This window comes from Nonomuraea sp. NPDC004186 (assembly GCF_053603495.1).
In genome coordinates this window covers 16,346-31,614 of the sequence record NZ_JBSGFQ010000092.1, presented here as the reverse complement: position 1 = coordinate 31,614, position 15,269 = coordinate 16,346, and the positions used below count along the sequence as shown (strand labels likewise).

Genomic DNA, 15,269 nt, shown 5'->3' with positions numbered 1-15,269 from the left:
GGGGGTTGTGGTCACTCCGGTTGGTCGCTGACCTTAGAGGTCGCCTCGATACGTTCGAGCAGGGGCGGGCTCCAATGGGTGCCGTAGGCGGCCTGCAGCCGTGGCAGCCGCCAGTCGTGGCCGGTGACGACGCGACGGCACGAAGGCGTGTCACAACGGCAGGCCATCGACCACGCTTCGACACCGGTGTGCGTGGCGTAGTCGATGGTGAGCTCCTCGCCTGGATCGATGTCGCGTCGTGCGATCACCGTTGTCGCGTCACGGTGCCAGAGAATGGGGTCGCAGGAGTGGTTGCCGTAGCGCACCGGGTGAGCGGGATCGAGAAGCAGGTGGACGCCTTCGGCGACGGTGAGGCTGCTGTAGGGCGGTGTGAGGCGGGCCAGAGTCTCATCGCCGATGACGCGTCCGCCGAGCCGCATCACGACCTCGTCCTGGCGGATCTGCTTGACGGCGAACAGACCGGTGCCGTGGATCGAGGAGAGCCGGGGCTGAGCGCTTGAGGTGAGCCAACATTCGGCCTCGTAGGTCCAGCTCATCATGGGCGGGCCGTCAGGGTTCCTGTGTGGCGGTCGCGGGCGGCGGTGCGAGGAGTTCGTGGATGAGCGGGACGGCCAGGCGCAGGACGTCGTCCAGCGGGGCGCCGGCCAGATCGGGAGTGCGCAGCAGGTGGCGGTGGAAGGTGATGCCGAACATGACGGCCCCGGCCAGCGCCGCCCGCAGCCGGGGGTCCGGGCCCTCCAGGTGGAAGGCGATGCGGTCGATGGCCTCGGCGGTGATGTGCCTGCGTAGCAGGTCGGCGGCCTCCTCGCTGGTCAGGCTGGTACGCAGGAGCACGGCCATGGGGCTGTCGGGGGCGGCGGCCCAGCGTTCGAGCATGGCGCGCAGGTACCTTTCCGCCGAGGCCGCCGGGTCACCCTCGACAGTGAGCGCGTCCACGTTGATGCGGAGGTCGAGGGCCTCGCGGAAGAGCTGCTCCTTGGTGCCGAAATACTGGATCACCGAGGACTTGTCCACCTGCGCCTCGGCGGCGATGGCCCGGATGGTGGCGCGGTCGTAGCCCACCTCGCCGAACACCCGCCGCCCTGCCTCCAGGATGCGGCGGCGGGTGCGCTCGCCCTTTCTCTCACCGTTGCCGGCCTGCTCGATGACATCGGTCACTGCTGGTCACCTCTTCCTGCGCAGGCCGATGCTATCGACTACCGGCCTGTCAGCCGCCGGGCCGCCCGAGCGGGAAGCCGGACATGTCGCCCGCCTTCATCCGCTCGAACGCCTGCCGCATCGACTCGGCGTCGTTCAGATGCGGGAACGGCTCGCCGGCCGGGACGTCCACGCCGAGGAAGGCGCACAGCGGCTCCCACCCCTCCCGCACGTCGAACACCAGCAGCCGATCCGCCGGGATGCTCTGCTTCACCGTCTCCACGTGCCGGTTGAAGGCCGCGACGACCAGCTCCTCGTCGCCGGGGTCGTTCCCGAAGGTCCAGTCGGGGCCGAAAAGGGAGCGCCCCATCTGGTCCAGAGCGGGCCGCATGCGCTGCATGGTCGTGAAGAGCCGGCGGATCTGCTCGGGCATCTCGTCCGAAGGGGCCGGACGGTTCTCGCCGGAGAGCAGCATCCGGATGCTCGGGTCCCACTTGTGCGGGTCACGTACGGTGAGGATGACTTTCGCCTCGGGATAGGCGTCGGCCAGCTCCCGCCAGTAGAAGCTGGCGGGCCAGTCCACCTCCGCCTGGTAGCCGTCCTCGAAGACCCGGTCCCAGTCCTCCCGGGTCCGGACCTTCCCGGCGGTGGCCTCCAGCCAGTGATCGACGTGGCCGGGATGGGTCATCACCTCGACCATGTGGTAGCAGGGGGTGAAGCCCAGCCGCTCCAACGCGGCTTTCATTGACGTGGTGCCGGTGCGTGGAAGGCCCGCGCCGATGACTTTCATCATGCCGAGTTCCCCTGTCGTCCGCGATGACGGTCGCCCTCAGGCTAGGAGGACGGGCAACAAAACTCAACGGCTGTACATTTTTCCGCCGGTAGGGGATCATGCCGCGATTCCCGTGATCTTTGTTGCGCTTCGATCACGATTGCCGAATCTGCATGACTCTCCCGCATGACATCGGATGATCAATGGAGTCAAGTTTCGGAGAGAGGACACCACATGCATTTATCCGCAGTCCGGGCTGCTCTGAGCGGTGCCACCGTCGTCTGCGCGATGCTCCTCACCGCCCTCCCCGCGACCGCCTCCGTCCCACTGGCCTCGACCGCCCAGGCCGGAGTCGACCGCGGCGTGCTGCTGACCAAGGCGGATCAGCCCCCGGCCGGCGAGTCGTACGGGGACCCGTGGGTCAACCCGTACTTCGAGCCCGGCGTCACCGGCCCGACCTGCTGGGAGTACGGGCGCGGCACCGGCGCGAGCGCGGGCGTCAGCGCGAGATTCTCCACGCCGACGTGGTTCCACTCCTACAACGACGTCTGGGTCTTCCCGAGCGCGGACGGCGCGGCCGCCTTCGAGCGGCAATGGCGGGCCGACCTGGCGACCTGCGTCGACCGCAACCAGCCGGGCGAGAGCGGCTCGGCGGTGTTCGACATCACCCGGGCGGGTGAGGCGGACGGCGTGGAGGTCCTGCGGGTCACCGCCGCCACCAACCCGTACTCGACCCTGACGTACCACTTCTGGGTCGCCGTGGTCCGCCAAGGTCGCGCCGTGTACGCCGTCCAGCTCCTCGACTACCGGCACGGCGACCCGCAGCTCATGCCCTTCGACGGCACCGTCGCCAAGATCAAGGCCAAGCTGGCCGCGTACTACCCCTGAGGGCGCCCGCCGCCTCTACAGCAGATTCGCCAGCTCGGTCCGCGAGGTGATGCCCAGCTTGGGGAAGGCGCGGTAGAGGTGGTAGCCGACGGTCCGCGGGCTGAGGAAGAGCCGGGCGGCGATCTCCCGGTTGGACGCCCCCTGCGCGGCGAGGAACACCACGTGCCGCTCCTGCGGCGTCAGCCCGCGCAGGGCTTCCGGCAGCGGCTTTGCCGGGCTCGGCTCCCCGGCCGCGCTCAGCTCGGTCGCGGCGCGCTCCGCCCAGGGGAGCCCGCCCAACTGCTCGAACGCGGCATGCGCGGCCCGCAGGTGGGAGCGGGCCTCGGACCTGCGCCTGGTACGGCGGAGCCACTGCCCGTAGGCGAGCTCGGTCCTGGCCCGCTGGAAGGAAGCCTGGGGCAGGCCGTGCAGGTCGAGCGCGCCGACGAAGAGCGGTTCCGCCTCGCCGTCCGGCGCGACCAGCGCCCGGCACCGGAGCGCCACCGCGCCTATCCAGCGCTGGCGCGTGTCCTTCGCCCACTGCTCCAGCAGGGCGAGGGGCTCGACGGCGGCGCCGGGCAGGTCGGCCTGGACCGCCGCGTCGACCAGGTCGGCCGCGCAGCGGACCGCGATCACCGGGTGGTGCGCCGGGCCGATGACCACGCGCTCGAGGAGGTTCACAGCGGCGCCCGCCCGGCCCAGCCCCAGCTCCAGCAGGCCGAGCGCCCAGGTGGCCAGCGCCGCGCTGGCCGGCGCGTCGTGGTCGGCGCAGTGGGCCAGGCTCGACTCGGCGTAGGCCCGGCAGCGTTTCTCGTCGCCGTTCATCGCGGCGATCAGCGCGACCACGCCGCTCAGGTGGCCGACCCGGTGGGTCTGGCCGAGCTCACCGGCGAGCTTCAGCCCCTCGGTGGCCTGCCTGAGCGCTTCGGCGTTGCGGCCGCTCAGCAGGAGCGCGTGGGACTGGAGCTGCAGCGCGTACGGCAGGAGCCCCATCAGGTCCTGGTGGCGGCAGTCGGCCACCAGCGTGGAGGTGAGGCGGAGCGCCGCGCCGGCGTCGGCGGCCATCAGGCCCAAAGAGGTGGCGGTGATGGCCTGCTGGGTGGCCAGGGCGGGCGTGTGCTCGACCAGCTCGCCGATGGCGGCGAAGCCGCTGAACGGGCCACCCGCCATGATCTTCGCCAGCGGGGGCAGCGACCGGGCCAGGGGAGCGGACCAGGTGGGCTGGGTCTCCGGCCACGCGACCTGCGAAGCCGCCGGCGCCGCCCAGACGGCGGCGGCGATCTGGCCGGCCAGCCCCTCGTCGCCGCTGTAGCCGAACAGGCGGATCGCGTCGGCGATCATGACGATGGCCGTCGCGTGGTCGTCGTCGTCGATCCTGGCCACCGAGTCCAGCAGCATCCGTGCGGCCTTGGCCGGCGAGCCGATCTCGGCCTCCACGGTGGCCAGCACGCGGGCGGCCGAGGCCAGCGTCGAGGGTGCGGTACTCAGCTTGGACGCCCGGGTCGCCAGGTCCGCCGCGCGGCGCAGGTGCCCCGCGTCGCACGCGGCGAGCGCGGCGGCGGCATGGTGCCGGGCGCGTAGCTCGGGGTCGGCGGTCAGCTCGGCCGCGCGCTCCAGCGCCGACGACGTCCCGATGGCCGCCAGCTCGCGCGCGATCTCCTCGTCCGGCTCCAGCGCGGCGGCGGCGAGATGCCAGACCCGCCGCTCGGGCGACGCCTCGGCCAGGGCCCGGTGTGCGGCGATGCGGGCCGAGACCGGCGCGGACTGGTAGGCGGCGACCAGGATCAGCAGGTGGCGAGGGGTGAGCCCGGTCGGCCGCACCTCGACCAGCTGGGCGGTCTCGGCAGGCTCCAGATCGGCCGGGGTCGCTCGGGCGGCGGCGAGGAGTTCGGAGAGGGAGGCCGCGGGGTCGGCGGCGGCCAGCAGGAGGAGTGAGCGGGTCCGGCCGGGCAGCGCGCGTAAGCGCTCGCCGTACAGCTGGTCGGCCCGCCGCGAACGTCCGGGCCAGCCGGTGTGGAGGCCCAGCGGCGACAGCCTGCCCTCGACCTGCGCGGGGCCGATCCCCGCGGCCAGCTCGCGCAGGGCCAGCGGATTGCCGCGAGCATCCGCGACGATCCGCTCGCGCACCTGCGGGACGATGCCCGGCCGGCACTCGGCGACGATGTCCAGCGCCGCCTGCCTGTCGACACCCCGCAGGTCCAGCTCGTCGATCTCCCGCAGCGCGGGCAGCTCGCCCTCGGCGACCACCAGGATCACCACGCGCGCGGCGGCGAGGCGGCGGACGCAGAAGGACAGGACCGCCAGGCTCTCCCGGTCCAGCCAGTGCGCGTCGTCGATCAGGCAGAGCACGGGCCGCCGTCCCGCCAGGTGGCGCAGGAGGTTCCAGACCGGCAGGTACGGCGAGCGCGGCCAGGCGGGTTCGCCGGGAACCTGTTCCAGGGGCTCCGGCTCGCCCAGGCGGTCGAGGAGGTCGCGCTGCCCGGCGGGCAGGTGTTTCCAGTGCGGGCGGGTGGTCGCCAGCAGCATGTGCAGGCCGCCGTACGGAAGGTGGGACTCCTCGGGGGTGCCGGAGGCGCGCAGCACGATTTGATCACGGGCGATCTCGGCCGCGAAGTCGAGCAACGCGCTCTTGCCCGCCCCGGCTTCCCCGCGGACCATCAAGGCGCCGCTCTCACCAGCGAGAAGTCGCGTGATTCCGGCCTGCTCCGCGATCCGCCCGTGCAGCACGAGGCGAGAGTACCGGACTCGTAGTTGATCTCATACCTAACCGGGAACATTCAGACGTGCTTGATCCACGTCATCCGTACTGATGTGGGACGGACGGGCCGCGATTACGGTCGCCGCCGTGAGGAACCGTTGGGCCACCCGTCTTTGCGCTGCACTGACGGTGACCACTCTTGTCATCGGCGTAGCAGGTCAGGCAGCCTACGCGGCTCCCGAGGAGCCCACGCTCCCCGAGCAGTTGCTGGGCTCGGCGGCGAACCGCGCCCACCAGGCGACGGCGGAGGCGACCCGGGCGAAGACCGAGCTGCCGGAGCGGGCCACCGCCAAGCCGCCCAAGGGGACCGTGCCGCGGGAGGCCCCGAAGCCGCCCGAGCCTGTCTTCCGGCTGTCGAACACCCCGCAGCGGGTGGGCAAGGCGACCGGCAAGCCGGGCAAGAGGGAAGCCCACGGGTTCGTCGCCGAGCAGAGCAAGGCGGTGCCCACGCTGGGAGACGCGACGTCGAAGGTCTTCCAGAACCCCGACCACACCTACACCGTGCGCACGTACTCCAGGCCAGTGCGTTATCGCACGGCCACGGGGGAGTGGGCGGACATCGACGTCAACCTGACCGGCGCGGACGGACGCTGGCGGCAGGCGGCCAACGACGTCGGGGTCGAGGTGGCCGACGACGCCGCCGACCCCAGGCTCCAATCGCTCACCCTGGACGCGGAGCACAGCCTGTCCTTCGCCCTCCAAGGCGCAAAGAGCACCAAGGCCACTATTTCGCGAAATATCGCGAAATATCGGGGGGTGCTGCCTGAGACGGACATCGAGGTCGAGGCGACCTGGAACGGTATCAAGGAGTCGCTGATCCTGACCTCGCGCCAGGCCGCGACCGGCCCCTGGGACTTCCCCTTCCAGGCCAAGGGCTTGACGGCGCGAAGCTCGTCGCAGGGCGTGGAGTTCGTGGACGAGCGGGGCGCCGTCCGCATCACCGTCCCCGCCGGATTCATGCTCGACGCCAAGGGCGCCCGCTCCGACGCGGTCCGCTACACCCTCGTCGGCGACGTCCTGCGCGTCAGCGCCGACCAGAAGTGGCTGCGCGACAAGGACCGCGCGTTCCCGGTGGTCGTCGACCCCTCCTCGTACGTGCGCACCACCAGCGGCGCCGCCTCCGACACGTACGTCGACAACCACTCCGGCGCGAACCACTCCGGCAGCGACCAGCTCCTGGTCGGCTCCCAGGACGGCACCAAGCGCAACAACGCCTACATCAACTTCAACCTCGCCTCCCAGATCCCCCACGCCTACGTGACCGGCGCCGCGCTCTTCCTCTACAACACCCTGTCGAACTCCTGCTCGGCCAACCCCGTCACGGTGAAGGCCATCACCAGCAGCTGGAACGTCGGCACGATCGCCTCCTATCCCGGCGTGACCCTCGGCGACACCTGGGGCTCGGCCAGCTTCACCGGCGGCGTCACCTGCGGCGGCGCCGCCTGGGCGTGGATCGGGATCAACAGCGCGGGCCTGTCCGCCCTGTCGGACTGGGCCAACGGCGCGGGCAACAACGGCCTGGCGCTGACCGCCGACAGCTTCAAGGAGTTCGCCAGCGCCAACTCGGCCAATCCGCCATATCTGCAGGTGGACTACAGCCCCTGGCGAGCGCTGTACGCGATCGACTCCGGCGCCACGGTCGACCCGCCGGTGACCGCCAACAGCGCCGGCCGGCTCCCCGTCACGGTGATCAACAACGGGATGAACTCCTGGTCCCCCGGCACGGTCAAGCTGGGCTACAAGGTCTACACCACCGGCGGCACCTTCGTGGGCAGCTCCACCGCGGCCGCCGCGCTGCCCTCCACGATCGGCAACAACGGCTCGGCGAAGGTGAGCGCCACGATCGACCCGCTCAACCCGGGCTCGTACCAGATCTGCTGGGACATGGTGACGAACGGGCAGTTCTTCTCCGATTGGGGCGTACCCGTCTGGTGCGTGAGCCTGACCGTGCTCAACCTGCCGCCCCAGATCGACTCGATGTGGCCGGGCAGCGGGTACGTGGAGTCCACGCTGACGCCGGAGTTCACGGCCTCCGGCCATGACGGGGACGAGTGGCCCGGCGGGGAGCTGAACTTCATCTTCAACGTCTGCCTGGTCTCCGACCCCGACACGTGCCCCGCGGCCGGTCTGGTCACGGGCGACTCCAACACCGGGGCCCAGACCGCGAGCTGGGCGGTGCCGCAGGGCAAGCTCAAGTGGGGCGAGCAGTACATGTGGCGCGTCCTGGTCACCGACGGCAAGGACTCCAGCCCGGCGTCCGGGTGGAGCACGTTCCGCACGGTCGTGCCGCAGCCGCTGGTCTCCTCACACGTCTCCGACAGCGCCGGCACGGCCGCCGTCAAGGGCATCGACCCGCTGACCGGCCAGTACGCGGCCACGACCACGGACGCGAGCCTCACCACCGCCGGTCCCGCGCTGGCGGTCACCCGCTCGTACAGCAGCCTGAACTCGCGCACGGGGATGTTCGGCGTGGGCTGGACCACGGCCTACGACATGAAGATCGTCACCGACAACGACTTCACCGGCAACGTCGTGGTCACCTACCCCGACGGGCGGCAGGCGCGCTTCGGCCGCAACCCCGACGGCACGTACGCCCCGCCCGAGGGCCGGTCGGTGAGCCTGGTGAAGACCGATCTGGCCTGGTTCCTCCGCGACAAGTCCGGCGGCGCGTACGTGTTCGACCCGAACGGCCGGCTGACCGCGATCTACGACGACGACCAGCACGCCGAGTACCTCACCTACAACGGCGACGGCACCCTCGCCAAGGTCGTGAACAAGGTCAGCGGCCGCGGCCTCTACTTCACCTGGAACAGCGGGGTGGTGACCTCGGTCGCCACCGATCCCGCCCAGGGGGCGCCCGCGTGGACCTACGGCTACGGCTACGGCCTGCTCGCCCAGGTCTGCCCGCCGGGCACGACGACGGCCTGCACGAAATACTCCTACAAAATGGTGTCGCACTACCGCACGGCCGTCGTGGACGCCGCCCCCGCGATGTACTACCGGCTGCACCAGAGCGCGTCCAACGAGGCCCGGCTGTTCGTCGGCCAGGACGACGCGGAGGCGGTCAACCTCTCCTACGGCGCGGCGGGCGCTCCGGCCGGGACCACGGACGGCTCGGCGACGTTCAACGGCACGAGCTCGTACCTGCGCATGCCGTACAGCGTCACCGACGAGACCACCTACGCGGCGGTCGGCATGTGGTTCAAGACCACCAAGGCCGGCGTGCTGTACGGCGCGCAGCTGAACACGCTGGAGGACTCCCGGGGCCCGCTGCCCTGGGGCTTCCTGCCGATGCTCTACGTCGGGACCGACGGCAAGCTGCACGGCCAGATGGCCGACGACGGCAGCTGCGGCTCGATGGCGTCGACCGCGGCGGTGAACGACGGCGCCTGGCACCACGTGGTGCTCACCTCGAGCGGGACCTGGCAGAGCCTGTACGTGGACGGGTCGATGGTGGCCAGCCGCACCAAGCAGATCAAGGCCACCCATCTGCCGTACGCCAGCGTCGGGGCCGGCTACACGACCACCTCGGGCTGGTGCCCGGCCGCGCCCGCCGACGCGCGCGGCCACTTCACCGGCCAGATCGACGACCCCGCCTTCTACACCCACCCGCTCGGTTCCACGTCGGTCGCCGCCCAGTACGCGGCCGGGCAGTACACGGGCGTGCTGGAGACGGTCAAGCTGCCCTCGGGCAAGCTGCAGGCCACGCTCGCGTACGACGCCCAGAACGACCGCGTCGCCTCGGTGACCGACGCGGGCGGCGGGAAGTGGCGGGTCTACCCCGCCCAGACGCAGGCCGGCACCGAGTACTACCCGAGCGCGGTCCTGGGCGCCCGGCCGCGCGAGTACTACCGCCTGGCCGAGTACTCCGGCACCCGGGCGGCCAGCGCGGCGTACGGCGACGGGCGCGACACCGACGCGACCTACCACAACGTCTCCCTGAACCAGACCGCGCCCATCTTCCTGGCCACCGGCGGCGACACGGCCGCCGGGTTCAACGGCTCCACCTCCTACCTGGAGCTTCCCGACGGGGAGATCAAGGGCGGCGGAGATCTGTCGGCCGAGCTGTGGTTCAAGACCGCCAAGCCCGGCGTCCTGCTCGCCTACCAGGCCCAGGCCATCACCGACCCGGCCGGGCCGCAGGCGAACTACACGCCCGCGCTGTACGTCGGGACGGACGGCAAGCTGCGCGGCCAGTTCTGGGACGGCGCCGCGGTCGCGCCGATCACCACGAGCAAGAGCGTGACCGACGCGAGCTGGCACCACGTCGTGCTGACGGCCTCCGGCGGCACCCAGTGGCTCTGGCTGGACGGCGCCGTGGTCGGGACCAGGTCCAAGGGGCCGGTGTCCACCGTCGCGCAGAACCACGTCTACGTCGGCGCCGGCTTCATCGCCGGCAACTGGCCCGCCAAGCCCTCCGACACCCTGGGCCACTTCACCGGCACCATCGACGAGGTGGCGATCTACTGGAGCAGCCTGAGCACGGACGCGATCGAGGCGCACTACCAGGACGTCGCGACGTTCGGCATCCCCGCCACCACGGTGCTCGCCGCCGACCCGGGCGACAAGCCGATGGTCTACAGCTTCGACCCCCTGCACGGCGGCCGCCCGACCTCGCTGTACGACGCCGCGGGCGGCACCACGCGGTACGGCTACGACCTCAACGGCAACCTGGCCTCGGTGACCGACCCGGACGGGCACACCACCCAGCTGTTCAACGACGACCGGGGCAACCCGGTCATGAAGGTGACCTGCCGGGGCCCGCGCTCCTGCCAGACCTCCTACTTCACCTACTACCTGGACTCCGGCGACCCGCTGGACCCCCGCAACGACAAGCTCACCGGCGCGTACGACGCCCGGGCCGGCGCCGGGAACGACCCGGCGCACCGCACCAGCTACACCTACGACATCTCGGGCGACCTGCTCAGCGTCACCACGCCTCCCGTGAGCGGATCCGCCGGCCGTACCACCAAATACGCCTACACCGACGGCAGGGAGGCCGCCGTCGACGGCGGTACCACCCCGGACGGGCTGCTCGCCTCCGTGACCACCCCCGGCGGCAGGACCACCCGGTACGGCTACCGCCAGAACGGTGACCTCGCCCAGGTGGTGGACCCGGCCGGGCTCACCACGAAGTACGACTACGACGGCGCCGGCCGGCCCACCGCCGTGACCGAGGTCTCCGACACGTTCCCGAACGGCGTCGTCACCTCGATGGGGTACGACGCGCTCAACCACCTCACCGCCACCGTCGGCCCCGCGACCACGGACGCGATCAGCGGCGTCAAGCATCTGCCGTGGGTCATCTACACCTACGACGTCGACGGCAACGTCTCCAAGGTCGAGCAGACGGACCCCACCGGCAAGGACGCCGCCCGCACCACGAACTACACCTACGACTCCGCGGCCCGCGTCTCGTCCGTCAAGGACGCCGCAGGCAAGACCACCACCTACGGCTATGACTCCTACGGCAACCTCACCAGCACCGTGGACGCCACCGGCGCCGACCACCGGCGCACCTACGGGCCGACCGGCCTGCTGCTGACCACCAGCATCGCCAACTGGGTCGGCGACCCGCTGGACAACGACGCCCCCAAGGAGCTCGTCCTCGAATCCCGCGCCTACGACCCGGCGGGGCGCCTGGCCACGGTCACCGACGCCATGGGCCGTACCACCCGCTACCGCTACTTCGACGACAACCTGCTCGAATCGGTCTGGGCCGAGGGCTTCCGCAACGCCGACGGGTCCACCCGGGACATCCCGCTCCAGCAGAACACCTACGACAGCGCGGGCAACCTCATCCAGCGGATCACCGGCAACGGCAAGAGCACGACCGCGTACACCGTGGACGCCGCCAACCGCACCACCGAGGCCCTGCTGGACCCCACCGGCATCAAGCGCAAGACCACGTACGGCTACGACGACGACGATCACCTGATCACCCTGGTCCAGGCCCAGAACAGCGCCTACACCTGGACCACGTACGACCTCGACGCGCTGGGCCGGCCCCTCTCCCAGAAGGTCTGGGACGGCGACAAATGGCTCACGACCGCCTGGACCAGGGACCAGCGGGGCCTGCCGCGGACGATGACCGACCCGCGCGGCGCGGTGACCGACTACACCTATGACGAGGCGGGCCGGCTCACCGCGACCAAGGCGCCGACGGTCGCCATCGAGCACTTCGGCGGCGCGCCGTACAACGTCAGGCCGACGACGCGGACCGGCTTCAACAGCTTCGGCGACGTCGTGACGAGCGAGGACGCCGAGGGCTACCGGACCACGATCACCTACGACGCCATGAGCCGGCCGCTCGTCCTCACCCTGCCCGCCTACACGCAGCTCGGCGCCGGAGCCACGGTGACCGGGAGCACCACCAGGACGTACGACGCGCTGGGCCGCATGACGAGCGTCGTGGACGCGCTCGGCCACGGCGACACCTACACCTACAACCAGCTGGGCAACGTGGTCGCCACCACGGACGCGGCGGGCAACCGGTCGCGGTCGGGCTTCGACGCGGCCGGCGAGTGGCTCTGGACGCGCGACCAGGCGGGCCGGGTGACCGGGGCGACGTACGACGACCTCGGCCGCCGGATCTCCACCACCGCCGTCGAACGCACGCCGGCCGCGGCCGGGTACACCACGACCTACGAGTACGACGACGCGGGCAACCTGACCTACGTCAACACGCCGTCGGGCGCGCGCAGCCAGTTCGGCTACAACGCGGCGGGCGAGGTCGTGGTCGACGTCAACCCGCTGAACCAGGCCCACTGGTACACCCGCGACCACGCCGGCCGGGTGACCAAGGTCGTCAACCCGGACGGCACCGGCAGCACCCTCGCGTACGACGGCGCAGGCCGGGCGACCGCGATGGCCGACCTCGACGCGTCGGGCGGCCGGCTGCGGTCGATGACGATCGGCTACGACGCGGGGGGCAACCCGGTCACCGTCGACCGCCCCGGCGGCGGGGTCGCCACCTACAACTACGACGCGCTGAACCGGATGACCGGCCAGCACGAGAAGACCACGTCCACGCACACCGTCACCACGACCTTCGGCTACGACGCGGTGGGCAACCGGACCCGCTTCACCGACGGCAACGGCAACGCGACCTCGTACGCCTACAATCCGTGGAACCTCCAGACGGCGATGCTCGTCCCGGCGACCACGGCGTACACCACGCCCGCCCAGCGCCAGACGATCACCGACTACGACGCGGCCGGCCGCCCGTTCCAGGTCACCAAGCCGGGCGGGGTCACCGTCGCCCGCACCTTCGACGCGCTGGACCGGCTCACCGCGGAGACCGGCGCGGGCGCCGAGAGCGCCACGACCGCCCACAGCTTCGGCTACGACGCCGTGAGCCGGCTCACCTCGGCCGGGGGCGACACCTTCGGCTACGACGATCGCGATCACCTCGTCAGCACGGCGGGGCCGTCCGGCACGGCGTCCTTCACCTACGACGCCGACGGCCGCATGAAGACCCGCACCGACAAGGCGGGCACCGCCACCTACGACTACGACGCGGGCAGCCGCCTCGCCACGGTCCGCGACCCGCTCACCGGCGGGACCGCGACCTACACCTACGACTCGATGGACCAGCTCAAGGGAGTGGACTACGGCGGCGCCAAGCGCTCCTTCGAGTACGACGCGCTGCACCGGCCCACCTCCGACACGCTCAAGACCACCGCGGGCGCGACGCTGGCCGCCATCGGCTACGGCTACGACGACGCCGACCGGCTCACCAGCAAGACCACGACCGGTACGGCGGGCGCCGGGGCCAACACCTACGGCTACGACCTGGCGGGCAGGCTGACCTCGTGGAACTCGGTCGCCTACGAGTACGACGACGCGGGCAACCGGACCAAGGCCGGCCCGGCCGCCGCCGTCTACGACGCGCGCAACCAACTGGTCTCCGACGGATCGGCCGGCTACGCCTACACGGCGCGCGGCACCCTCAGATCCAGGACGCCGACCGGCGGGAGCGCGAGCGCGACGAGCTACGACGCGTTCGACCGGATGATCAGCGACGGCGCCACGACCTACGCCTACGACGGGCTGGACCGGCTCGCCTCCACCGCGGGGGTCGCGTTCAGCTACTCCGGGCTGGGCAACACCCCGGCCGCGGCCGGCGCCGAGCTCTACGGCAGGGACCCGGCCGGCGACCTCGTCTCCGTCGCGGGCCTGTACGCCTACACCGACCGGCACGGTGACCTCACCGCCACCTTCTCCGGCGCGGGCGCGCTGACCGATTCGGTGGCCTATGACCCGTACGGGAAGGTCGTCGCCAGTTCGGGCACCAAGCGGGGCGTCGGCTACCAGGGCGGCTGGACCGACCCGGCCAGCGGCAAGGTCAACATGGCCGCCCGCTGGTACGACCCCGGCACCGGCGCGTTCCCCAGCAGGGACACGCTCGAGGTGGATCCGGTGCCGTCGATGAAGGGCAACCGCTTCACCTACGCGGACGGCGACCCGCTCAACCGAGTGGACCCGACCGGCCACTTCGGCTGCCCCGCCTTCGTGTGCGGCACGGCCAAAGAAGTGATCAAGGTCGTCAAGGTGGACATCGCCCGGCCGATCTGGAACGCGGCCGACTACATCCTCGTCGGCGGCGGGGAGGTCGGCGCGGCCGCGCGCGGCTCACGGGTCTGCGGTCCGGTGTGGCTCTACTGTCTCGCGGCGGTCGGCGTCGGCGCGGGCCTGGGCTACTTCGCGGGCAAGTGGTGGAAGAACAACTGGTGGAAGGGCTGGCCGGACGGCAGCGGGCCGTACATCGAGTATCCGGACGGCGGCAGCTCGCCGGGCAAGGGCAAGACCGGCGGCGGCCCGGGCGAGGACACCCCCGGCACGGGCGGGAAGGGGCCGCACAAGACACCCAAGACGGATCCTCCGCCACCGCCTCCGCCGCCCACGCCCCAGGAGCTCGCCGACATCGCCGCGAAGACGCGCGCGACCAGGCCGGGTCCCATCGACCACGACCGGCTGCCCGGTCCGGCGGGCACCTCGCTGGCCGACGCGCTCGACAAGGGGCTCACGCACAGGGTCGACAACGCCATCGACAAGATCCTGGACAAGGTCGGCGTGGCATTCACGCCGACCGAGGCCGGGGCGGGCGACGGGCAGCCCAACGGCGGGTTCGCCCCGGCCCCGCACGTCGTCGGCCAGTGCTCGGGGGTGTTCGGCGCGGACGCGATGCAGGACTGCCGCGTCGATCCGGGCCCGGGCGTCCCGCAGGACCCGGCGGTGCGGCTGGACCCCTGCCGCGGCGTGACGGGCGCCGGCTCCTCCTGCCTCTCCACGCCCGGTCCGCTCGGGACCGGGAGCGCCGGAGACGGATCCGGCACGGGGGCGCGCGGGCCGCTCGCCGCCGACGACCCCTTCGTGCTGGCACGCGCCGGCGACCGGCCGCGCTGGGCCGCCAGGCTCCCGATGAACATGGACACGGTCCGGCGGGTGGCCCAGGACTGGGACATCCGGATCGACGACCTGACCATCAAGATCGACAAGAGGATGGACGGGCTGGCCGGGGTGACCTATCCCGACCAGACGGTCCTGCTCCGGCGAGCGGCCTTCCGCAGCGAGGAACTGCTGGCCCGCACCCTCGCCCACGAGCGGTACCACGTCGAGGACCTGCGCCAGGGCGGCGTCTATCCGAGGTCCATGGAAGAAGCGGGACCGTATGAGGACCGGGCCTACGCCTTCGAGGACGAGTGGTGGGCCAACCATCCACGTAACCAGTGA

The 15,269-nt window shown here is 71.5% G+C and carries 6 protein-coding genes; 2 read left to right on the top strand and 4 right to left on the bottom strand.

The genetic code is table 11. From position 1 onward, the window contains the following. Positions 1-11 precede the first annotated feature (11 nt). Genes ACWEPL_RS47965 through ACWEPL_RS47955 form a run of 3 tightly spaced genes read right to left on the bottom strand, consistent with a single transcriptional unit; the run spans position 12 to position 1,930 of the window. The gene (locus tag ACWEPL_RS47965) at positions 12-539 is read right to left on the bottom strand and encodes an SET domain-containing protein (protein ID WP_452440194.1); all 528 of its coding nucleotides are present in this window, start codon (positions 537-539) and stop codon (positions 12-14) included. 10 nt (positions 540-549) lie between these two features. Further along, entirely contained in the window at positions 550-1,158 is a 609-nt protein-coding gene (locus ACWEPL_RS47960; RefSeq protein WP_397366550.1) for a TetR/AcrR family transcriptional regulator, read from the bottom strand. 49 nt (positions 1,159-1,207) lie between these two features. After that, positions 1,208-1,930, bottom strand: coding sequence for a sulfotransferase family protein (locus tag ACWEPL_RS47955; protein WP_452440193.1), 723 nt, complete (start codon positions 1,928-1,930; stop codon positions 1,208-1,210). A gap of 213 nt (positions 1,931-2,143) precedes the next feature. Here ACWEPL_RS47955 and ACWEPL_RS47950 point away from each other — a divergent pair, with 213 nt between their 5' ends. Next, the gene (locus ACWEPL_RS47950; protein ID WP_363971553.1) at positions 2,144-2,797 is read left to right on the top strand and encodes a hypothetical protein; all 654 of its coding nucleotides are present in this window, start codon (positions 2,144-2,146) and stop codon (positions 2,795-2,797) included. Between the two features lie 15 nt (positions 2,798-2,812). On the opposite strand, the gene ACWEPL_RS47945 is transcribed toward ACWEPL_RS47950, so the two are convergent. Further along, positions 2,813-5,503 carry a LuxR C-terminal-related transcriptional regulator gene (locus ACWEPL_RS47945; RefSeq protein WP_452440192.1) on the bottom strand — a complete coding sequence of 897 codons (2,691 nt, stop codon included), beginning with the start codon at positions 5,501-5,503 and terminating at the stop codon, positions 2,813-2,815. 160 nt (positions 5,504-5,663) lie between these two features. Between ACWEPL_RS47945 and ACWEPL_RS47940 the strand changes: the two genes are divergently transcribed. Continuing rightward, entirely contained in the window at positions 5,664-15,269 is a 9,606-nt protein-coding gene (locus tag ACWEPL_RS47940) for a LamG-like jellyroll fold domain-containing protein (RefSeq protein WP_452440191.1), read from the top strand.

Bases quoted from the DNA above. Each gene is read 5' to 3' on its own strand.
- ACWEPL_RS47955 (WP_452440193.1), bottom strand. From the start codon at position 1,930: ATGATGAAAGTCATCGGCGCGGGCCTTCCACGCACCGGCACCACGTCA.
- ACWEPL_RS47965 (WP_452440194.1), bottom strand. From the start codon at position 539: ATGATGAGCTGGACCTACGAGGCCGAATGTTGGCTCACCTCAAGCGCT.
- ACWEPL_RS47950 (WP_363971553.1), top strand. From the start codon at position 2,144: ATGCATTTATCCGCAGTCCGGGCTGCTCTGAGCGGTGCCACCGTCGTC.